The organism is Streptomyces sp. JLBG701 (genome assembly GCF_058544905.1).
In genome coordinates, this window is the sequence record NZ_CM178588.1 from 1372187 (window position 1) to 1391405 (window position 19219).

Consider the following 19219-nt stretch of genomic DNA (forward strand, 5'->3'; position numbering starts at 1 on the left):
CTGTGCTGTCCGGGGTGACGGTAGCAGTCGATCACTCAGTGGTCTGGACCAGCATGTCGCCGCGCGCCCGGGCGTGGGCCTCCGGGTGGTGGACGTAGGCGGGATGCCGCTCCACCGCCTCGTAGGTGCGGTGGAAGACGGGCGTGGCGCTGCCCGAGATCGGTGGCACGATCCATGACCAGTCGGCGCCGACTGGGCGGCCCTTGCGTTCCTCGCGGCCGAGGTGGTCGATGAAGCGCCGGGACTCGGTGTGATGGTCGGTGACGGTGACTCCCGCACGGTCGAAGGAGTGCAGCACCGAGCGGTTCAGCTCGACGAGGGCGCGGTCCTTCCACAGGGAGCGGTCGCTGCGGGTGTCGAGGCCGAGGTGGCCGGCGATACGGGGCAGGAGGTCGTACCGGTCGGCGTCCGCGAGGTTGCGGGCGCCGATCTCGGTGCCCATGTACCAGCCGTTGAAGGGGGCGGCCGGGTAGCAGACGCCGCCGATCTCCAGGCACATGTTCGCCAGCGCGGGTACGGCGTGCCAGCGCAGGCCCAGGGCACGCCACCAGGTGTGTTCGGGGTGGGTGAGCTCCACTTCGAGCACCGCGTCGTCCGGTACGTCGAACCAGCGGGGCCGGTCGTCGCCGGCGCCCTGGACCACCAGGGGCAGGACGTCGAAGGGCGTTCCGGACCCGCCGGGCCAGCCGAGGCGGAGGGCGAGCGCGGTGAGGCCGGCGTTGCGCGGGTCGCCGGTGATGTCGCCGTCGGGGCGGGGGTAGCCGGCGTACCGGATGAGCTGTTCGTTCCAGATCCGCGGTCCGGGGCGGCCCGGCTCGTCGGGTGCGAAGACCGTGATGAGCGCGCGGATCCGGCCGTCGCGGGTGGCTTCCCGCAGGTGTCCGGCCGACGCCTCGGCGACGTCATCCGCCGTGCGCACCTCGCGCTGGTCGCGCACACGCAGGGAACGCCAGTACAGGCGCCCTATGCACCGGTTGGCGTTGCGCCAGGCGACACGGGCGCCGAAGACGAGCTCCTCGGTGGTGTGGCGGTACGTGCCCGTGCGCGCAATCTCCGCGTGAGCGGCGGCGATACGGCGGGCGGGGTCGCCGAGGCGCTCCTCGGTGTGGCGCAGGGTGAGGAACTCGGTGGCGGCGCGGAGGAGGGCGTAAGGCGGTGGGGCGGGGCGAGTGTCGTACGACGGTGGGGCGGGACGCGCCGGGGCGGGCTGGCCTCCGGTCAGCAGGCGGCCCTGGAGTCCGGTCACCCGGGCGGCGACGGAGTCGGGGTCGCGGCCGCCCGACTCGCGGCGGGTCAGCCAGCCGCCCGGATCCTCCGCCCTGGGCGCCGGACAGCCGCCCTCGGTCAGGGGCTTCCCGGGTCCGTTCGCGGGCCGGGAATTCCGTGGGAAGTTCCGCATGGCACACCCCCAGGCGGCTCGCCCGCGGCCCGCTCCCGCACGGGCCGCGGGTTCCGTGTGTCGGATAGCGCCGGGATTACCCGCCCGGTGGCCTGATCCACCCTGTAGATGGCCGGTAAATGTGCCTTGCGTTCCGTGTCAGGCGCCGACGAGCGGTGAACCCGAGGGCGTGCGCAGGGGTTTGGCGAGTTCGGCCAGGGCCCGCTCCAGGCCGTGGAGGTGTGCCAGCGCGGGTTCCGCCACCGGTGGCTGACCTGCGACGACGTCGACCGCGTCGGCCCGGCCCGCGGTGAGCGCCTCGACGGCGGCCTCGACGCGCCAGCAGGCGGCGGCCAGGCGGGCGTCGTGGGAGGCCTCCGGGTCGGCGGCGACGGCGACGAGGCCCCGGATCTCGCGGGCGCAGTCGTCGAGGAGGGCCAGCACGCGGCGGGCGCGGCGCTTGCGGCCGAGCATCGGGTTCAGCGGGTGCACCAGCGGGGCGACCGAGAGCCGTACCCGGCCGAGCAGTTGCTCCAGTTCGGCCACGCGCGGAGCCGGATCGGCGTGCGGGGCGCCGGCCAGGCGGGCGGCGGTCTCGGCGGTGCACGCGTGGACGCAGCGCAGGGCGCGCTGGATCCAGGCGTCGGTGGTGGTGTGGGTGGTGACGGGCAGCACGAGGATCACGGCCAGTACGGCGCCCAGCGCGCCGACGCCCGTCTCGGCGAACCGCAGGGCGAGCAGGCCTGGATCCAGGACACCCAGGAGGCCGTAGAGCAGCTCGGCCATGAGCGTCACCCAGAGCATCATCCAGGTGTACGAGACGGCGGCCGTGTAGAAGATGCCGAAGACGCAGACCGCGACGAGTGCGGCCGTGGGGATCGGGGAGCCGTTCACCGGGACGGCGACCAGCAGTCCGAGGCCGATGCCGATGACCGTGCCGAGGACCCGGCGGAAGCCGCGGACCAGGGTCTCGCCGCGCGAGGCGGTGTTGACGAAGATCCACCAGGTGGCGCCGACGGCCCAGTACCAGCGCTCCCCGGACAGCAACTGGCCCGCGACGAGCGCGAAGCCGGCTCCGGTGGTCGCCTGGATCGCCTGACGCGTGGTCACGCGGGCCAGGCCGGTGCCGGCGGGCGGGGCGGGCACGGCGGCCGGGGGCAGGTGGCGCTCGTAGCACCACAGGCCGAAGCGGACCGTCGCGGCGGTGAGGAGGGACAGCGCTACGGCGGCGTACAGCTCGGGCAGCTGCCCGGGGGTCGTGTGCAGGAACTGCGCCACGAAGAAGGTCATGAACGCGAAGACGCCGAGGCTGTGCCCGCGCGGGCCCCAGCGGCGCGCGTAGACGCCGGCGCCGACCACGGCGAGGAAGGCGAGGTCCCGGGCGAGGGGGTGGTCGTGCAGCTCGGCCGCGGCGGCGAGCACGGGCAGGCCGACGGCCGGCAGCAGCGCGGTGGTGACCGCCTGTCCGCGGACCGTGGCGTCCGTGACGGTGAACAGGGCGAGGAGCGCGGCAAGTCCGCCAGTGACGGCACCGGCCAAGGAGTGCCCGGCAAGGCCGCAGACGACGACCGCCGAGCCGATCCCCAGGACGGCCCGCGCGGCGAAGCGCAGCCGCGTCCGCCCCGGATCGGGCGCCACGAAGGCCCTCTTCAGCACCGCATCCCGCCCCTCGGGTACACCGGCAGGCACACCGGCATGAAAAAGGCGCCGCGGAGGTCCGCAGCGCCATCGACGAGGTCATTGCAGCATCATCGTGGCGACTGGCTCAAGTGGCGTCCAATATGCTGTGCCATTGGTACAGGGATATCGGTTCGGGAGCGTCCGTTGGCGGGCCAACGGACCACACGCGAGGAGGTCGGACCCCATGGCCGTGGACGAGCTCGACACCCGCATCCTGCGGCTGCTGCTGGAGCAGCCGCGTACGAGCGTGCGTGAGTACGCCCGCCTCCTCGGCGTCGCGCGCGGCACCCTCCAGGCCCGCCTCGACCGCCTCGAACGGGACGGCGTGATCACCGGCACGGGTCCCTCGCTGTCCCCCGCCGCCCTCGGCCACCCGGTGCTGGCCTTCGTGCACATCGAGGTCACCCAGGGGCGGCTCGACGATGTCGGCGACGCTCTGGCCGCCGTACCGGAGATCGTCGAGGCGTTCTCCATCGCGGGCGGCGGGGATCTGCTGACGCGTGTCGTGGCGCGGGACAACGCCCACCTGGAGGACGTGATCCAGAAGGTGATCAGTCTCCCCGGGGTCGTCCGCACCAGGACCGAGGTGGCCCTGCGCGAGCGGGTCCCGCACCGGTTGCTGCCCTTGGTCGAGTCGATCGGCCGCTCGGCAGGGCGCTGACGCTTGGCATCCTTGGCCCCATGAGCAATCTCGGCGCACTCTCGGTCATCTTCGATCTCGACGGAACCCTCGTGGACAGCGAGCCGAACTACTTCGAGGCGGGTCGGCTGACCCTCGCCGAGCACGGCGTCCCCGACTTCACCTGGGCGGACCACGAGCGGTACGTCGGCATCAGCACCCAGGAGACGGTCGCGCTCTGGAAGGAGCGGTACGGGCTGCCGGCCCCGGTGGACGAACTCCTCGCCACCAAGAACCGGCGCTATCTGGAGCTGGCCCGCACCTCCACGCGCGCGTACCCCGAGATGCGGAAGTTCGTGGAGCTGCTGGCGACCGAGGGCGTGCCGATGGCCGTGGCCTCGGGGTCGTCGCTGGAGGCCATCGACGCGATCCTGGCGGGTACGGGGTTGGACACTCATCTGCGGACCGTCGTGTCGGCCGACGAGGTCGCCCACGGCAAGCCCGCACCCGACGTGTTCCTGGAGGCGGCCCGCAGGCTCGGAGTCGCCCCGGCGGACTGCGTGGTCATGGAGGACGCGGCCCCCGGCGCCATCGCCGCGCGCACCGCCGGGATGCGGTGCATCGCGATCCCGTATGTCGCGGCGCAGGCCGACACTCCGGAGTTCGCCGGCGCCGATCTGCTGGTGCGCGGCGGTCAGGGGGAGTTCACGGCGCGGGGCGCGTACGACTGGCTGGTGCGGACGGTTCCGGCGACGCCGGCGTAGAAACAACAGCCGTCTGACACCCGTTCAGTCTCCCGCCGCAGCCTCTAGCATCTTTTGCGAGGCAATGCAACAAATGCGAAGATTGAGATGGTGAGTGAACCACTAGGAGAACCAAGTGACATCAGGGCAAGGTGACGCGCCCGAGGAGGAGTTCGTCGAGGCTTTGGTCGAGTTGTGGGCCGAGGCCTCGGTGCACGACCTGGTCCCGTGGTGCTCCCGTCATGGCATCGACGTGGTGCCCATGGCCGCCGGGGCACTCGTCACCGGGTCGAGCCGGAAGTTCGCCGAGGCCTTCGGCGTCGCGCAGTTCGAGAGCCGTTCACGTCCCCGGACGCTGCCCGTGCCGCAGGCGCTCGCGAACATCGCGAAGTCCGTCACCGTGCTGCCGATTCCCACGCCTGGAGCCCGCGACCGGAGTTCGTGACCGGCTGCCGTGCCGCGTGTGTCCGGGCCTCCGCTTCTGGAGGACTGATGACGAACCCCACAACGCCCCAGTACGGCCAGGACGTTCCGGAAACCGTGTACGGCTATGTCTCCGCCCGCTCGCAGGGCGGGGTACCGATGACCCAGACGACCGGCTTCGCCTCGGCCAGGCCGTTCCGCGCCGAGGGCGCCACCCGGGAACGCGCCAAGGAGTACGCACGGACAGCGGGGCTGACCGTGACCGCCGAGAGCAGGCTGGGCTTCACCGTCGCCGGTACGCCGGCCGCGTACGAACAGCTCACCACCGGACGGATCGCCAGCTACGAGGTGGACCAGCTGGGGCCGATGAACCGGGAGCGTACCGTCACGCACCTCGACATCGTCGGTGCCCGGCAGCCGGACGCCCTCGGCATCGGCGCCGCCCCCGGCGAGGACGCCATCGAGGCCGTGGCACTGGAGCGTCCGCGCACGCCCATGCGCCTTCACCCGGCCGCCGCCAAGCCGCCGGAGGTCTCCGTCTTCCACCTCACGCTCCCGGACGACGTGGCCAGGCTGCTGAACGCGACCCCTGCGCACGAGGCGGGGCACGAGGGGCGTGGTGTGCAGGTCGCCATGGTGGACACAGGACAGGCCGAGCACGCCTACTTCACCTCCCACGACTACGACATCGCCCCGACCGTCGCGCTCGTCCCCGGCACCAGCCCTGCGGAGGACCCGATCGGGCACGGCACCGGTGAGTCGGCGAACATCTTCGCCGTGGCACCCGGCGCGCAGTTGCGCCCGTACCGCGCGAGCAACCAGCGGGGCGACCTCACGGCCGCCACGGCGGGTTTCCTGCGCGCCAAGGCGGACAGCCCGCAGGTCCTCACCAACTCGTGGGGCGGGGACGGGGACTTCCCCCCGTTCGGGCCGCCGAGTCAGGCAGACGTGATCTTCGCGCTGGAGGTCCTGGACGCCGTGGAGCAGGGCATCGTCGTCGTCTTCTCCGCGGGCAACGGCCAGTTCGCCATCGAACCGCAGGTGCCCGGCGTGATCGCCGCGGGCGGGGCGTTCGCGGATCAGGCCGGCCGGCTGCGGGCGTCGGACTACGCGAGCGGGTACCTCAGCCCCTGGATCGACGATGTCCGCGTGCCGACGGTGTGCGGTCTGGTCGGCCTGCTGCCCCGTGCCCAGTACCTGATGCTGCCGGTGCCGCCCGGCTGTGAGATCGACGTCGCCGAGAGTGAGCCGGACCCGACCGACCCGACCGGCATCCCGGGCGACCACACGGGCCGGAAGGACGGCTGGGCACTGTTCTCGGGCACGTCGGCCGCGGCCCCGCAGATAGCGGGAGCGGTGGCCGTGCTCCTCGGGGCCCGGCCGGGCCTGACCCCCGCCCAGGTGGCCGAGGCGCTCGTCAGGACCGCCAACGACGTCACGAAGGGCAGGAATCACCCGAGGTTCGACAACCCCGCCGGCCCCGGCCCGGACCTGGCCACCGGGCCCGGACTGGTCAACGTGAGTGCCGCGCTGGACTTCGTCCTCACGCAGAACCCATAGCCTCGCCCGGCCGGATGTTCTGGTTGAGGCGGAAGACGTTGTCCGGGTCGCGGTCGGCCTTGATGCGGGCCAGGCGGGCGTAGTTGCCTCGGTAGCTGGCGCGGACGCGTTCCTGGCCCTCGTCCATCATCATGTTCACGTAGGCGCCGCCCGCCGAGAACGGGTGGAGGGCGTCGAAGTAGTCGACGGTCCAGCGCTTGAGGAGGTCGGCGTTGGCCGGGTCGGGGTCGACGCCGGCATAGACGGACGCCCAGCGCGCGTCGCGGTAGGCCCAGGGGGTTTCCTCGGGGCCGACGTCGTGGGCGGCTCCGTCGATCGGGTAGAGGTGCATCGTCGACTGCATCGTGGGTACTTCGGCGCCGAACTTGGCGTGGAGTTCGACGGCCTCGTCCGGGATGTCGTTGACGAAGTCGGCGCGCCAGTACCACTGGTGGCCGGGCGGGTACAGCGCGTCGAACATGGCCTGCATGTCCGGGTGCGGCATCGGGCCGGGCGCGTGCAGCATCGGCTGCGGCAGGGCGTCGAGCAGCGGTGCCATGGCGCGTGCGGCGGCTTCGGTGTCGTCGCCCACGTAGCACCACACGACGCCCGCGGTCTTGCGCAGCTGGAGCTCCTCGGGGAACGGCGGGGCCGGCGGGACGGTGCCGTGGAGGAAGAATCCGTTGAGCTCGCGGGGTGCGTTCGGCAGGAAGTCCCGGTAGGCGGCGAGGACTTCGGCGCTGTTCTCGATGGGCCAGAAGGTCGGTCCGGCGACGACCGTGCTCACCTCGTGCAGCCGGAACAGGAACGACGTCACGACGCCGAAGTTGCCGCCGCCTCCGCGGATCGCCCAGAACAGGTCGCTGTTCTCGTCGCCGCTCGCGCGTACCCGCCGCCCGTCTGCCAGGACGACGTCGGCCTCCAGCAGGTTGTCGATGGTCAGCCCGCACTTGCGGGTCAGATGGCCGAGCCCGCCGCCGGTCGCGATGCCGCCGACGCCGGTCGTGGAGATGATGCCGCTGGGGGTGGCGAGCCCGTGCGCGTTGGTGGCGCGGTCCACCTCGCCCCATACGCAGCCGCCGCCGACCCGTACCGTGCGGGCCCCGGGGTCGACGTGGACGTCCTTGAGCGGCGACAGGTCGACGACGACGCCGTCGTCCACGGTGCCGAGGCCCGCTCCGTGGTGGCCGCCGCCACGGACTGCGAGGGGGAGGCCGTGCGAGCGGACGAAGCCGATCACACGGGCGACCGCGTCGGAGTCGGCGCAGCGCGCGATGAGCGCGGGGCGCCTGTCGATCATGGCGTTGTAGACGGTGCGGGCGTCCTGGTAGCCGGGGTCGTCGGGGCCGATCAACTCGCCGGTGAAGTCGGTGAGTTCGCGGCGCGCCGCCTGGGCAGGAGTGCTGGACATCGCTGATCCCCCGTGTCTGTGTCTCTCACGGCCGTCGTGAGCCGTGTCGGGCAGGTCGATCAGCAGTTCTAGTCCCGCTGCCCGGCGCGGGCATCCGTGCGCGTCACCCAGCTCGGGCCGGTGGGGTACCTACGTTTCGGGGCCCGCCACGAGCCCCAGCTCGGCAGCACGTGCGGCTGCCTGGCGCCGGGTGGGTGCGTCGAGCTTGTCGAGGACGGCGCGTACGTGGTTGTCGACCGTCCGGACGGAGACGACGAGCCGGTCGGCGATCTCCGGGTTGGTCAGGCCCTCCACCAGCAGGTGTACGACCTGGAGTTGGCGTTCGGTGAGGCCGGCGGGGTTGGTGCGGGTCGCGGCGAGCGGGCCGCGGGGGATGTGGCGCACGCCGAGGCCGCGCAGCTCGGCGCGGATCAGCCGGGCCGCCGGTTCCGCGCCCAGTGTGTCGAACGCGGCGAGCGCGGCGAGTTTGTCGGCCGGGTCCGGGCTGTCCGCGAGCGCGGCGGCGTGCTCGTACGGACAGCCGGCCGCCTGCCAGAGGGCCGCCGCCCGCTTCCAGTCCCCGGCGGCCTGTACGGCGTACGGATGGTCCGAGCCGTCGGCCGGGATCGGGTGGCCCGTCTTGGCGAGCCAGTGGCCGAGTTCGGCGCGGTAGGTGTCGCTGCCCAGGCGGCCGGCCTGGGCGTAGACCGGTGCGACGGCCTCGATGACGGCGCTGTGGTCGCCGCGCAGCCAGGCCGCCTCGGCGCGGGCGGACGCCACCGGCACGGTGCGTTGCAGCTCCCCGGTGCGTTCGGCGATCTCCCGGGCTTCTACGAGGAGTTCGTCGGCGCCGGGCAGGCCGCGCCGGATGCGGACGCGGGCGACCACGGTGAGCGCGGGGCAGCGGGCCGGGACGAAGTCGTGCATCCCGAACTCGGCGTGTTTCTCGGCCTCGTCCCAGTCCCCGGCCGCCAGTCGCCGGATGGCCAGCTCGATGTGGAGATAGTTGAGGAAGCCGACGTGTTCGGCGCGGTCGGCGAGTTCCATCGCCGGGGGCAGGAAGTCGTCGGCCTCGGCGTACCGGGCCTTTTCGAGCAGGTTCCAGATGATGTTGGCGTAGGAGCGGCACGCGTGCTCGACCTCGCCCGCGGCGAGGGCGACTTCGAGGCTCTCCTCCAGCTGATCGCGCCCTCGTGGGTCTCCGCTCTTCCAGCGTGCGCTGCCCACGTTGTTGAGGGCGTGCGCGAGGATCGCCGGGTCGTCGGCCTTGCGGGCCAGCTCGATGGCGCGCTCGCCGTACGCGACGGCCTCGGCGTAGCGGTCGGACAGCATCCGCAGCTGGGCGGTGTTGCTGAGGGCGAGCGCCAACAGCCGGTCGTCGCCCGCGTGTTCCAGCACGGCGATGGCCTCCCGGGCGGCGGCCCGTGCCTCGTCGGCGTATCCGGCCCACCAGTGGATCCGGGACAGCCAGCGCAGGTCGGCGCCGAGGGCGAGGGTGTCACCGAGGGCGCGGCGAAGGGCGACGGCGTCCCTCTGGGCGGTGACGGCGGCGGCGGAGTCGGCGATGGTGTAGCTCTCCACCGCGTAGCGTTCGAGCAGGTCGGCGAGTTCGGCGGGGGCGTAGCGGTGTCGTTCGCGCAGGACGAGGCGCAGGTGGGCGGCGGCCTCGCGGTGTGCGCCGGTGCCTGCGGCGTCTCGGGCGGCGTCGGGTCCGTAGCGGGCTACGGCGTCACGGTCGCCGGCCCGGGCGGCGTGGTGGACTATGCGGGCGGGGTCGGAGCCGTGACGTGCGACCAGTGCGGCGAGGACGTTGCGGTCGAGTTCTATCCGGCGTGCGGCGGGGAGGGAGTCGGCGATGGCTCGGCGGATCAACTCGTGGCGGAACGTGACCCGTTCCGGTGTGACGGTCAGCAGCCCGCGTTGCTCGGCCTCCGCGAGTAGCTCTGCTGGATAGGCAGTTCTTTGGCCGCGGGTCTGTGGGGGCTTGTCGCGCAGTTCCCCGCGCCCCTTACCCGGCGCTGCACCGCCCGTGACTTCATCCGTCCCGTCTACTACGGCGACGTCCTCCGCGAAGAGCGCGTCGACGAGGGAGCGTTCTACAGCGGAGGGTACGACGGCTAGCTGCTCCAGGGCGTCCACAGTCGCGCCGTCCAGTCCCCGCAGCCGGGCCAGCACCGCGTCGACCACCGTCGGAGGCACTCCCCCGGTGCCGCCCGCCGCGACGACCTCGGTGACGAAGAAGGGGTTGCCGGACGTCACCTCGTACACCTGTGCCGGATCGAGGCGGCTGGCCGCGCTGAGCGTGCGTACCGCGGCCCGGGACAGTCGGGCGAGGGGCAGGCGGTGGACGCGGTCCGCGCGGGACACCTGGCCCAGCAGGTGGCGCAGGGGGTGCTCGCGGCTCAACTCGTCGTCGCGGTAGGTGAGGACGAGTACGGCGGGGAGCCGCTCCATCCGGCGTACCAGGAAGCGCAGGGCGTCCAGCGATGCCTCGTCGGCCCAGTGGACGTCCTCGACGACGAGCACGGCCGGATGAGGTACTCCGGCCAACTCCCCTTGCAGTGCCTCGTACACCCGATGTCGGTCGACGCCCTCCATCACCGCCTGCGCCAACTCTGCGCCGACGCTGCCGATGAGGTCGCGGAACGGGCCGAGCGGGCGCCGGGTGGCGAGGTCGTCGCACTGGCCGACCAGAACGCGGGCCTGCAGGGGCAGCCGGTCCGGCATCGCCTTCACCAGGCTCGACTTGCCGATCCCGGCCTCGCCGAAGACGAGCGCCACGGATCCGGCCCCGTCCGCCGCCTCCCGTACGGCCGCGACCAGTCGTGTCAGCTCGGGCTCACGCTCAAGGATCCCCCGGTCCACGGGGCAGATTCTGCCACTCGACACGTGGGAACGAGGGGCTCCGGCCGTCGGGGCAGCGGCCGCAATCACGGGAATTCGGGCCGCACTTCGAGGGATGGCAGCCCGATCCGAACTCGTCAGTACCGTTGACGCCCTCCTGTCCCCTGCTTATCTTCTGGGCGGTTTCTCGAACGACGTCCGATATACCGAACCCCCACACCCGCAGAAACGAGGAGCACATGGCACCGCCCCTCTCCCGACGCAACCTCCTCCAGACCGCCGTGCTCGCCGCGGCCGCTCCCGGCATCTCCTTCGCGGCGGGCGGCGGCCGGGCGACCGCCGCCACCGTGCCCCCGCCCGCCGCATGGGCGGCCCGGCCGTTCGAGCTCAAGGACGTGAAGCTCGGCACCGGGACCTTCGCCACGAAGCGCCAGTTGATGCTCGACTACGGCCGCGGCTACGACGTCGACCGGCTGCTCCAGGTCTTCCGCGCCAACGCCGGCCTCGACACCCTCGGCGCGGTGGCCCCCGGCGGCTGGGAGGGGCTCGACGGAGAGGCCAACGGCAACCTGCGCGGCCACTACACCGGGCACTTCCTCACGATGCTGTCCCAGGCCTACGGCAGCACCGGGGACACGGCGTACGCGGACCGGATCCACTACATGATCGGGGCGCTCGCCGAGGTCCGCGAGGCCCTGCGGCGCGACCCGGCGGTGCTCTCCGTCGCCGGGAGGTTCGGGACCGGCGTCCAGAACGGCCGCGGCTCCTACCAGTACGTCGACCTGCCGGCGTCCGTACTCGGCGGCGCCTCCGCGATCACCCTGTCGGCCTGGGTGAAGCCCACCCACGACGGCAGTTGGGCCCGGGTCTTCGACTACGGCAACGACACCACCCGGTACCTGTACCTGGCCGCCCGCAACGCGAGCGGGGTGCCACGCTTCGCCATCACCACCAACGGACCCGGCGGCGAACAGGGGTTGAACGGCACCACCGCACTCCCCCTCGACCAGTGGAGCCACCTCGCGGTGACGATCACGGGCTCCACCGGCACGCTCTACGTCAACGGCACCGCCGTCGCCCAGAACACGGCGATGACGCTCACCCCGGCCACGCTGGGCACCCTCACCAACAACTGGCTCGGCCGCTCCAACTACTCCACCGACCCCGTGTTCGCGGGCGCCTACGACGAGTTCAACGTCTGGGCACGGGCCCTGACCGCCGCCGAGATCACCGCCCTGCAGAACAACCGCGCCGCCGACTCCTCGGCCGGACGGGGCGATCTGGCGTCGTACGCCTTCGACGAGACGAGCGGCTCCACCTTCGCCGACACCTCCGGCCGGGGCCTCACCGCCACTCTGCGCCGCACCTGGGGCGCGCCCAGCCACCCCGGGTTCCTGGCCGCGTACCCGGAGACGCAGTTCATCCAGCTGGAGTCGATGACCAGCGGCGACTACACGCGGGTGTGGGCGCCGTACTACACCGCGCACAAGATCCTGCGCGGTCTGCTGGACGCCCACATCCACACCGACGACGCGCGGGCGCTCGACCTCGCGTCCGGGATGTGCGACTGGATGTACTCGCGGCTGTCCGTGCTGCCCGACGCCACACTGCAGCGCATGTGGGGGATCTTCTCCAGCGGCGAGTTCGGCGGCATCGTCGAGGCGATCTGCGATGTGCACGCCTTCACGGGCAAGGCCGAACACCTCGCGCTGGCCCGCCTGTTCGACCTCGACTCGCTCATCGACGCGTGTGCCGCGAACACCGACACGCTCAACGGGCTGCACGCCAACCAGCACATCCCGATCTTCACGGGCTACCTGCGGCTGTACGACGCGACGGGCGAGGAGCGCTACCTGACGGCCGCGAGGAACTTCTGGGGCATGGTCGTACCGCATCGCATGTACGGCATCGGCGGCACCAGCAACGCCGAGTTCTGGCGGGCCCGGGACGCGATCGCGGGCACGATCAGCGACACGAACGCCGAGTCGTGCTGCGCGTACAACCTGCTGAAGCTGAGCCGGACCCTGTTCTTCCACGAGCAGGACGCCAAGTACATGGACTACTACGAGCGCGCCCTCTACAACCAGGTGCTTGGATCCAAGCGGGACGTCGGACCCGTGGATGCCGAGAAGCCGCTCGTCACGTATTTCATCGGTCTGACGCCCGGGCATGTGCGCGACTACACCCCGAAGCAGGGGACGACGTGCTGCGAGGGCACGGGCATGGAGAGCGCCACCAAGTACCAGGACTCGGTGTACTTCACGGCCGCCGACAACAGTGCCCTGTACGTCAACCTGTACAGCCCGTCCACGCTGACCTGGGCCGCGAAGGGGGTCACCGTCACCCAGGCCACCGATTATCCGAGGGAGCAGGGCACGACGCTCACCTTCGGGGGCTCCACCGCGTCCTTCGCGCTGCGGTTGCGCGTGCCGTCCTGGGCGACCGGGGGCTTCCGGGTCACGGTCAACGGGAGTGTGGTGAGCGGGACTCCGGTGCCCGGGAGCTACTTCGGTGTGTCACGGACGTGGCGGAGCGGGGATGTGGTGCGGATCGGCGTGCCCTTCCGACTCCGGGTGGAGAAGGCCCTCGACGATCCTTTGTTGCAGACCCTGTTCTACGGGCCCGTCAACCTCGTCGGGCGCAACTCCGCAACGAGCTACCTGCCGTTCGGGCTGTATCGCAACGCCGGGCTCTCCGGGGACCTGCTGCCCACGCTCACCCCGGTGAGCGGCAGGCCGCTGCACTTCACGCTCGACGGCACCGAGTTCGCCCCGTTCTCCGAGGGCACCGAGGACGCGACCCACGCGTACTTCCGGCGGTCCGAGCCGAAGGTGTACTTCGGGAACACCGACTCCGGTGTCGCCAATCCGGCCAAGGCGGACGGCACGACCTTCCTCGACGAGGTCTGGGCCGGCGCGCCCTTCGCCAACAAGGCCGCCCTGGTCGCGCGCGTGCAGTCCACGGTGAACGCCTGGGTGTCCGCGGGGCTGTTCACCTCCGCCAGCGGGCAGACGGTGGTGAACACGGCACGGAACGCCACCTACGCGGCCTGAGGTCTGAGGTCTGGTCTACGACCGGCGGCGGGGCTTGCCGCGCTTCGCGCTCTTCGCGCCGCCGCCGGAACCGCTCCGCGGGCTCTTGCCCGTCGCCTTTCCGGCGGCGGGCTTGCGGCGTGCGGCGCCGCCCGTCTCGGGGCGCTTGGCCTTCGGCTGCGCGGCGGGCTCGGGCTGGGTGCGGCCCCGGGTGCTGTTGACCGTGCGGCCGCGGACGATGCCGATGAAGTCCTCGACCAGTTCGGTGGTCGCCTCCTCGGGCCAGGACAGGACCACGCTCGACTGGGGGGCGTCCACGACCGGCCGGTAGGTGAGGTCCTTGCGGTGGTGCAGCCGGGCCAGCGACTGGGGGACGACCAGGACGCCCACGCCCGCCGCCACGAGTTCGATGGCGTCCGCCGTGGTGGCCGGGCGCTCGAAGGCGGCCTCTCCGGGCAGCCGCTCCCAGTCGAGGAGGTCGTCGAGGGGGTGGAAGACCACCTCGTCGGCGAGATCCTCGACCGACACCTCCTCCGCCGCCGTCACGACGTGGTCCTTGGGGACCACGACGACCGACGTCTCGGTGTAGAGGGGGATCGCGCTGAAGAACGTACGGTCGACCGGCAGCCGTACGAAACCCGCGTCGGCCGCGCCGCCACGCAACACATCGGATGCCTCGGCTGCCGTCACCGGGACGAGGATCAGGGGGACGTCGGGCAGGCGCTCGTTCCAGATCCGCACCCACTTGGCGGGCGTCACCCCGGGGACGTACGCGAGCCGGAAAGAGGGGGATGCTTCCGAGCCTGTCACTCCGCCAGGTTACCCGGCGTGGTCGGAGGTCTCTCGCGCGGTCGATACTCTTGACATCATGAAGTCGCACCAGACCACCCAGACGATGAAGCCCGCGACCGCGGCGAAGAAGCTGGGTGTGTACCTAGAGGCCACCCCCGCCGAGTTCCGGGAGGGTGTCGTCTCGCGTGCCGAGCTGAACGAGCTCCAGGCGAATCCGCCCGAGTGGCTCCAGGAGCTGCGGCGCAACGGTCCGCACCCCCGCCCCGTGGTCGCCGCCAGGCTGGGCGTCTCCATCGCGGGTCTCGCGCGCGGCGGGGTCACCGAGGCCCTCACCACCGAGCAGATCGACGCGCTGCGGGACGAGCAGCCCCAGTGGCTGGAGCGGGAGCGTGCCACGCAGGCCGAGGTGCGCAAGGAAGCGGCGCGCATCAAGGAGAAGCAGGAGAAGAACGCCGAGCACGGCGAGTAGCCGACCGGACGCTCCCCCTGGCTTCAGGTGAGTTCCAGGACTCCTCTGCGGACGGCCTCCGACACGGCCGCCGCCCTGTTGTCGACCTTGAGTTTGCGGTAGACGCGCACGAGGTGGGTTTTGACCGTGGCCTCGCTGAGGAACAGTGCCTCGGCGATGGCCCGGTTACTGAGACCGTCCGCCATCAGCCGGACGACCTCGATCTCACGGCCGCTCAACTCGTGGTCCGGGCTGACGACTTGGCCGACGAGCTCACCGACGATCTCGGGCGCGAGTCCCACCGAGCCGGCGGCCGCGGTGCGCACCGCGCGGAACAGTTCCTCAGGCGCACCGGCCTTGGGCACATAGCCGCGGGCGCCCGCCTCCAGGGCGCGGACGACATCGGCCCGGCCCGCGTAGCTGGTCAGCATCACCACCGCCACGCCCGGCGCCTGGGCGGCCAGCCGCCGGGTGGCCTCGATGCCGTCGATGCCAGCCCCTGAACTCCCGAAACGGAGATCCATCAGCGTCACGTCCGGCAGCAGCCGGACGGTCAGCCGGACGGCTTCCTCGCCGCTCCCGGCTTCGGCGATCACGTCGAGGTCCGGTTCGCCGTCCAGGAGGGCGCGCAGTCCGGCTCGCACGACCGCGTGATCGTCCGCGATCAGTACGCGGAGCGGCGCGGCGGTCATCCCGCGGTCGCCGTGGGGACGGGGACGACCGGGTGCGGCCGGGCGGGTGTGTACACCGTGGCCCGGATTCTGGTTCCGCGGCCCGGCGCGCTGCTGATGTCGAGGTCGCCGCCGTGTTCGCGCAGGCGGGCGCGGGCGGCGGGCAGGCCGAAGCCGCGGCCGGGCTGGGCGGCGGTCACGAAGAGTTCCACCGGGTCGAAGCCGATGCCGTCGTCGCTCACCTCCAGGTCGACCCGGTCCGGGTGTCTGCGGAGGGTGACCAGGACGTTCACCGCGTGGGCGTGTTCGCGGACGTTCGCCAGCGAGCTCTGCGCGACCCGGAACAGGGCGGTGGCGGCGTGTTCGTCGAGGGCGGGACGGTGCTCGCCGACGGGGAGGAACCGTACGCGGGCCGCGGTCCCGTCCGCGAGAGAGCGGGCGCACAGCACGCGCAGCGCGCCGTCGAGGCCGCTCTCGGCGACGGCGGGCGGGGTGAGGTCGCGGATGATCCGCCGGGTCTCGGCGAGGTTGGCGTCGAGTCCGTCGGCCACCGCTCGGACGCGGGTGCGCGCGACCTCCGGACGCTCCTCCCAGTCGCGTTCGGCGGCCTGGAGCAGCATCAGGCCGCCGGCGAGTTCCTGGGCCAGCGTGTCGTGCAGATCGCGGGCGATCCGGGCCCGCTCCCCCAGTACGCCCGCCTGCCGCTGCTGTCGGGCGAGGCTGTCGCGTGTGTCGCGCAGCTCGACGACCAGACGTCGGCGCACCTCGGCATCCCGCTGCTGGGCCCGGTAGAGGGCGACGGTTCCCCACACGGCGGCCACCGGGACCAGGACGGCGTCCAGTCCGTAGCGGCCGTCGGACTGGATCAGGGCCGCGCCGAGTACGACGGTGATGGCGGCCAGCGCGAGGGTCGCGGCCCGGCGGCCGAGCACCCGCTGTGCCGCGCAGGCCAGCGGGATGGCGCCCCAGCCGTAGGCGGGGGCCAGCGCGGCCGGGGCGAGGAACACGAGGACGCCCCACAGCAGGAGCAGCAGCGGGATCCAGGAGCGCCGGCCGAGCGGACCGATCCGGCCCCACAGGGCCAGGCCGCCCAGGTACGTCAGGGCCAGCAGCCCGCTGACGGTCACGATGTACCAGCACAGCGGGTAGTTGAGCCGCACGAGCTGTACGAGGGCGGCGCCGACGACGACGAAGAACACGCCGTGCGAGACGTGGTCCAGGGTGAGTCTGCTGCCGCGCGCGGTCGGCTGGACGCGGTCGGGCACGGCGGTTCCCCTTGGGCGGACTGGTCGGGCAGGGTCCCCGAGTCTATCGACCGCCTGTATGACCCATGTGAAGAGCGGGGAGAGCTCAGGCTCCCGGGTGCAGTCCGAGCCAGCCGGGGCTCGGGTCGCCCTTCACCTCGCCGAAGTACAGGGCGAAGGTCTGCTTCCAGCGCTCGATCGCGGCACGGTCGGCCATGAAGCGGGGGAAGCCGTCGAGGTTCGCGTTCGGGTACTCCCAGACGGGCTTGAGGCCGGCGGCGGGGGTGATGTCGGTCCGTACCGACCAGCCGTTGAAGGTGGCCTGCTGTGTCGTGGTCGACAGCTGCCAGTTGAGGTACAGCTTGGCGGCCGTGGAGTTCTTGGCCTGCTTGAGGATCGCGGCCCGCTGACCCCACGCCATGAAGGGGTGGCTGCTGTCGGGGACGACCCACCTCATGGGAGAGCCGGCCGGTGCGATCGGCGAGCCCGAGCCGCCGATGCCGACCGCCTTCTGCCCGCCGGCGACCGCTTCCCCGGGGGTGTTGCTGCCCCGGGCGAAGCGGACGTCCTGGGCGGCAAGGGCGGCCACCCAGTCCCAGCCGTACCGCTGCGCGTACAGCGAGTAGAGGTAGAGGACGGCGTCGTCGTCGTGCGGGTACGACGACGCGATGTTCCCCTTCCACTTCGGGTCGATCAGGTCGAGCGGCGTCTTCGGGGCGTCCGCACCGGCCGCGGCGACGCCGTACATGAAGCTGAAGCCGATCGCGGCGACGGAGACCCAGGCGCCCTGCGGGTCCTTGAAGGCGTCGTAGACCTTCGAGAAGCCGGCCGGCTTGTAGTGCAGCAGACGGCCCTGCTCCTTCCAGCGGGTGAAGTCCTGGAGGGTCTGGAACTGTACGACGTCGGGGACGAGGGTGTCGGTCGCGAACTGGTTGTCGACGCGGACGTCGTGGTACTTGCTGTAGTCGACGATCAGCGTCAGGTCGATCTCGGGGAAGCGGCTGCGGAAGGCGGCCTTGGTGCCGTCCTGCTGGGTCGCGGTGTCCCCGCCGGCGTAGATGACGAGCTTGCCGCCCTCGGCCAGCGCGGCCTGGTACAGCTCGTCGAGGGTCCTGGTCTCCTCGGCGCCGGAGGCGTACCGGGAAGCGGTGCGGGACGTGGTGGGAGAGGCCGCGGAGGCGGGCGTCGCGGCGACGCCGAGGCCCAGGGCGGCACCGGCACCGGTGGCGAGGACACGTCGTCTGCTCAGGAAACTGGACACGCTGGGTGGACCTCTCTGATGGGGGGTGAGGACGAACTCGACCCGGCGCCCTGGTCGGTTCACTGGCGATCCTGGCCCTGTCGGGACGCCTTCCGCGTCGCCCGTACGGAGCGGAAACCGCGCCCTGGATGTAATCCGCGTTCAACCGAACGGTTGAACGACGCCCGCGCGTGGCCGGCGACTTAAGTGAACGCTTAAGCAGCCGTTGACACCACGCACGGCCGGACGGTGAATGGCCCCGGACAGAGCGTCCAAGTCAGGGGGGTCCCGGCATGCAGGTTCCCGCTCCGTTCGAGTACCAGCGCGTGGCCAGCGTCGAGGAGGCGATCACTCTGCTCGACCGGCTGGGCGAGACGGCCCGGCTGGTGGCGGGCGGACACAGTCTGCTCCCGATGATGAAGCTGCGGCTCGCCAACTTCGAGTACCTGATCGACATCAACGACCTGCACGACGACCTGGGTTACGTCCGCGCCGAGCCCGGGCGGATCCGGATCGGTGCGATGACCCGCCATCGCGAGCTGCTGGAGTCCGACGAACTCGCGGCCGCCTTCCCGATCTTCAGGGACGCCGAGCGCGTCATCGCCGATCCCGTCGTCCGCAACCGTGGCACGCTCGGCGGCTCGCTGTGCCAGGCCGACCCGTCCGAGGACCTGTCGGCCGTGTGCACCACGCTCGACGCGAGCTGCGTGATCCAGGGCAGGGACGGCGAACGCGTGGTGTCCATGGAGGACTTCCACCAGGGCCCGTACGAAACCGCCGTCGGCGACGCGGAGATGCTGACGGAAGTCCGCTTCCCGGTTCGCCCGAACGGTTCGAGCGCCTACGAGAAGGTCGAGCGGCGCGCCGGCGACTGGGCGGTGGTGTCGGCCGGCGCCGCGGTCTGGCTGGACGACGACGGGCTCATCGCCGACGCCCGGGTGGGCCTCGCCGCCGTCGGCCCCAACACGGCGGGGATCCCCGGCATCGCGGACGCGCTGCGTGGCCGGCGGCCCGTCGAGGAGCTCTACGCGCGGGCCGGTGACATCGCGGCCGAGGCGTGCTCGCCCGTCACCGACCGTCGGGGCAGCGCCGAGTACAAGCGCCATCTGGCAAGGGAGTTGACCGTGCGGGTGCTGCGCCGGGCCGTGGCCCGGATCAACGGACAGGGGGCATGAG

The 19219-nt window shown here is 71.9% G+C and carries 15 protein-coding genes; 7 read left to right on the forward strand and 8 right to left on the reverse strand.

From position 1 onward, the window contains the following. Positions 1-31: 31 nt before the first annotated feature. The gene (locus tag AC5DRG_RS06375) at positions 32-1399 is read right to left on the reverse strand and encodes a nitric oxide synthase oxygenase (RefSeq protein ID WP_491808726.1); all 1368 of its coding nucleotides are present in this window, start codon (positions 1397-1399) and stop codon (positions 32-34) included. Positions 1400-1537: 138 nt separating this feature from the next. Next, positions 1538-3034: an FUSC family protein gene (locus tag AC5DRG_RS06380; protein ID WP_491812982.1), complete on the reverse strand. Its 1497-nt coding sequence runs from the start codon at positions 3032-3034 to the stop codon at positions 1538-1540. Between the two features lie 208 nt (positions 3035-3242). Between AC5DRG_RS06380 and AC5DRG_RS06385 the strand changes: the two genes are divergently transcribed. The 4 genes from AC5DRG_RS06385 to AC5DRG_RS06400 all read left to right on the forward strand — a co-directional run bounded on the left by AC5DRG_RS06385 (position 3243) and on the right by AC5DRG_RS06400 (position 6403). Continuing rightward, complete coding sequence (locus AC5DRG_RS06385) at positions 3243-3719, forward strand: Lrp/AsnC family transcriptional regulator (RefSeq protein ID WP_491808728.1); 477 nt, start codon at positions 3243-3245, stop codon at positions 3717-3719. Positions 3720-3739: 20 nt separating this feature from the next. Next, positions 3740-4441: an HAD family hydrolase gene (locus AC5DRG_RS06390; protein ID WP_491808729.1), complete on the forward strand. Its 702-nt coding sequence runs from the start codon at positions 3740-3742 to the stop codon at positions 4439-4441. Positions 4442-4556: 115 nt separating this feature from the next. Further along, positions 4557-4865: a hypothetical protein gene (locus AC5DRG_RS06395; protein ID WP_491808730.1), complete on the forward strand. Its 309-nt coding sequence runs from the start codon at positions 4557-4559 to the stop codon at positions 4863-4865. A 47-nt stretch (positions 4866-4912) separates the two neighbouring features. Further along, a complete protein-coding gene (locus tag AC5DRG_RS06400; RefSeq protein WP_491808732.1) occupies positions 4913-6403 on the forward strand; it encodes a S8 family serine peptidase in 1491 nt (496 codons plus the stop codon). On the opposite strand, the gene AC5DRG_RS06405 is transcribed toward AC5DRG_RS06400, so the two are convergent. Then, positions 6387-7793 (reverse strand): FAD-binding oxidoreductase, encoded by a 1407-nt coding sequence (locus tag AC5DRG_RS06405; RefSeq protein WP_491808733.1) that lies wholly within the window; start codon positions 7791-7793, stop codon positions 6387-6389. The two genes, AC5DRG_RS06400 and AC5DRG_RS06405, sit on opposite strands and share 17 nt — an antisense overlap. 129 nt (positions 7794-7922) lie before the next feature. Continuing rightward, on the reverse strand, positions 7923-10637 hold the full coding sequence (locus AC5DRG_RS06410; RefSeq protein ID WP_491808734.1) for a helix-turn-helix transcriptional regulator: 2715 nt from the start codon (positions 10635-10637) through the stop codon (positions 7923-7925). A 218-nt stretch (positions 10638-10855) separates the two neighbouring features. On the opposite strand from AC5DRG_RS06410, the gene AC5DRG_RS06415 reads away from it, so the two are divergent. After that, positions 10856-13669 carry a beta-L-arabinofuranosidase domain-containing protein gene (locus AC5DRG_RS06415; protein WP_491808735.1) on the forward strand — a complete coding sequence of 938 codons (2814 nt, stop codon included), beginning with the start codon at positions 10856-10858 and terminating at the stop codon, positions 13667-13669. Between the two features lie 15 nt (positions 13670-13684). On the opposite strand, the gene AC5DRG_RS06420 is transcribed toward AC5DRG_RS06415, so the two are convergent. Then, the gene (locus tag AC5DRG_RS06420) at positions 13685-14458 is read right to left on the reverse strand and encodes a LysR substrate-binding domain-containing protein (RefSeq protein ID WP_491808737.1); all 774 of its coding nucleotides are present in this window, start codon (positions 14456-14458) and stop codon (positions 13685-13687) included. Positions 14459-14516: 58 nt separating this feature from the next. On the opposite strand from AC5DRG_RS06420, the gene AC5DRG_RS06425 reads away from it, so the two are divergent. After that, positions 14517-14909 (forward strand): DUF5997 family protein, encoded by a 393-nt coding sequence (locus AC5DRG_RS06425; protein WP_491808738.1) that lies wholly within the window; start codon positions 14517-14519, stop codon positions 14907-14909. A 23-nt stretch (positions 14910-14932) separates the two neighbouring features. Here the strand turns inward: AC5DRG_RS06425 and AC5DRG_RS06430 are convergent, their stop codons facing one another. From AC5DRG_RS06430 to AC5DRG_RS06440, 3 genes are all read right to left on the reverse strand, one after another. Continuing rightward, positions 14933-15580 carry a response regulator gene (locus tag AC5DRG_RS06430; RefSeq protein WP_491808740.1) on the reverse strand — a complete coding sequence of 216 codons (648 nt, stop codon included), beginning with the start codon at positions 15578-15580 and terminating at the stop codon, positions 14933-14935. Then, the gene (locus AC5DRG_RS06435; protein WP_491808741.1) at positions 15577-16824 is read right to left on the reverse strand and encodes a sensor histidine kinase; all 1248 of its coding nucleotides are present in this window, start codon (positions 16822-16824) and stop codon (positions 15577-15579) included. Before AC5DRG_RS06435 ends, AC5DRG_RS06430 begins: the two co-directional genes overlap by 4 nt. A gap of 85 nt (positions 16825-16909) precedes the next feature. After that, positions 16910-18064, reverse strand: coding sequence for an ABC transporter substrate-binding protein (locus AC5DRG_RS06440; protein WP_491808742.1), 1155 nt, complete (start codon positions 18062-18064; stop codon positions 16910-16912). Between the two features lie 272 nt (positions 18065-18336). Here AC5DRG_RS06440 and AC5DRG_RS06445 point away from each other — a divergent pair, with 272 nt between their 5' ends. Further along, the gene (locus AC5DRG_RS06445) at positions 18337-19218 is read left to right on the forward strand and encodes an FAD binding domain-containing protein (RefSeq protein WP_491808743.1); all 882 of its coding nucleotides are present in this window, start codon (positions 18337-18339) and stop codon (positions 19216-19218) included. The last annotated feature ends 1 nt before the right edge of the window (position 19219 follow it).

Coding starts and splice junctions, on each gene's coding strand:
- AC5DRG_RS06375 (WP_491808726.1), bottom strand. CDS start 1,399: ATGCGGAACTTCCCACGGAATTCCCGGCCCGCGAACGGACCCGGGAAG.
- AC5DRG_RS06385 (WP_491808728.1), top strand. CDS start 3,243: ATGGCCGTGGACGAGCTCGACACCCGCATCCTGCGGCTGCTGCTGGAG.
- AC5DRG_RS06390 (WP_491808729.1), top strand. CDS start 3,740: ATGAGCAATCTCGGCGCACTCTCGGTCATCTTCGATCTCGACGGAACC.
- AC5DRG_RS06400 (WP_491808732.1), top strand. CDS start 4,913: ATGACGAACCCCACAACGCCCCAGTACGGCCAGGACGTTCCGGAAACC.
- AC5DRG_RS06405 (WP_491808733.1), bottom strand. CDS start 7,793: ATGTCCAGCACTCCTGCCCAGGCGGCGCGCCGCGAACTCACCGACTTC.
- AC5DRG_RS06415 (WP_491808735.1), top strand. CDS start 10,856: ATGGCACCGCCCCTCTCCCGACGCAACCTCCTCCAGACCGCCGTGCTC.
- AC5DRG_RS06425 (WP_491808738.1), top strand. CDS start 14,517: ATGAAGTCGCACCAGACCACCCAGACGATGAAGCCCGCGACCGCGGCG.
- AC5DRG_RS06430 (WP_491808740.1), bottom strand. CDS start 15,580: ATGACCGCCGCGCCGCTCCGCGTACTGATCGCGGACGATCACGCGGTC.
- AC5DRG_RS06445 (WP_491808743.1), top strand. CDS start 18,337: ATGCAGGTTCCCGCTCCGTTCGAGTACCAGCGCGTGGCCAGCGTCGAG.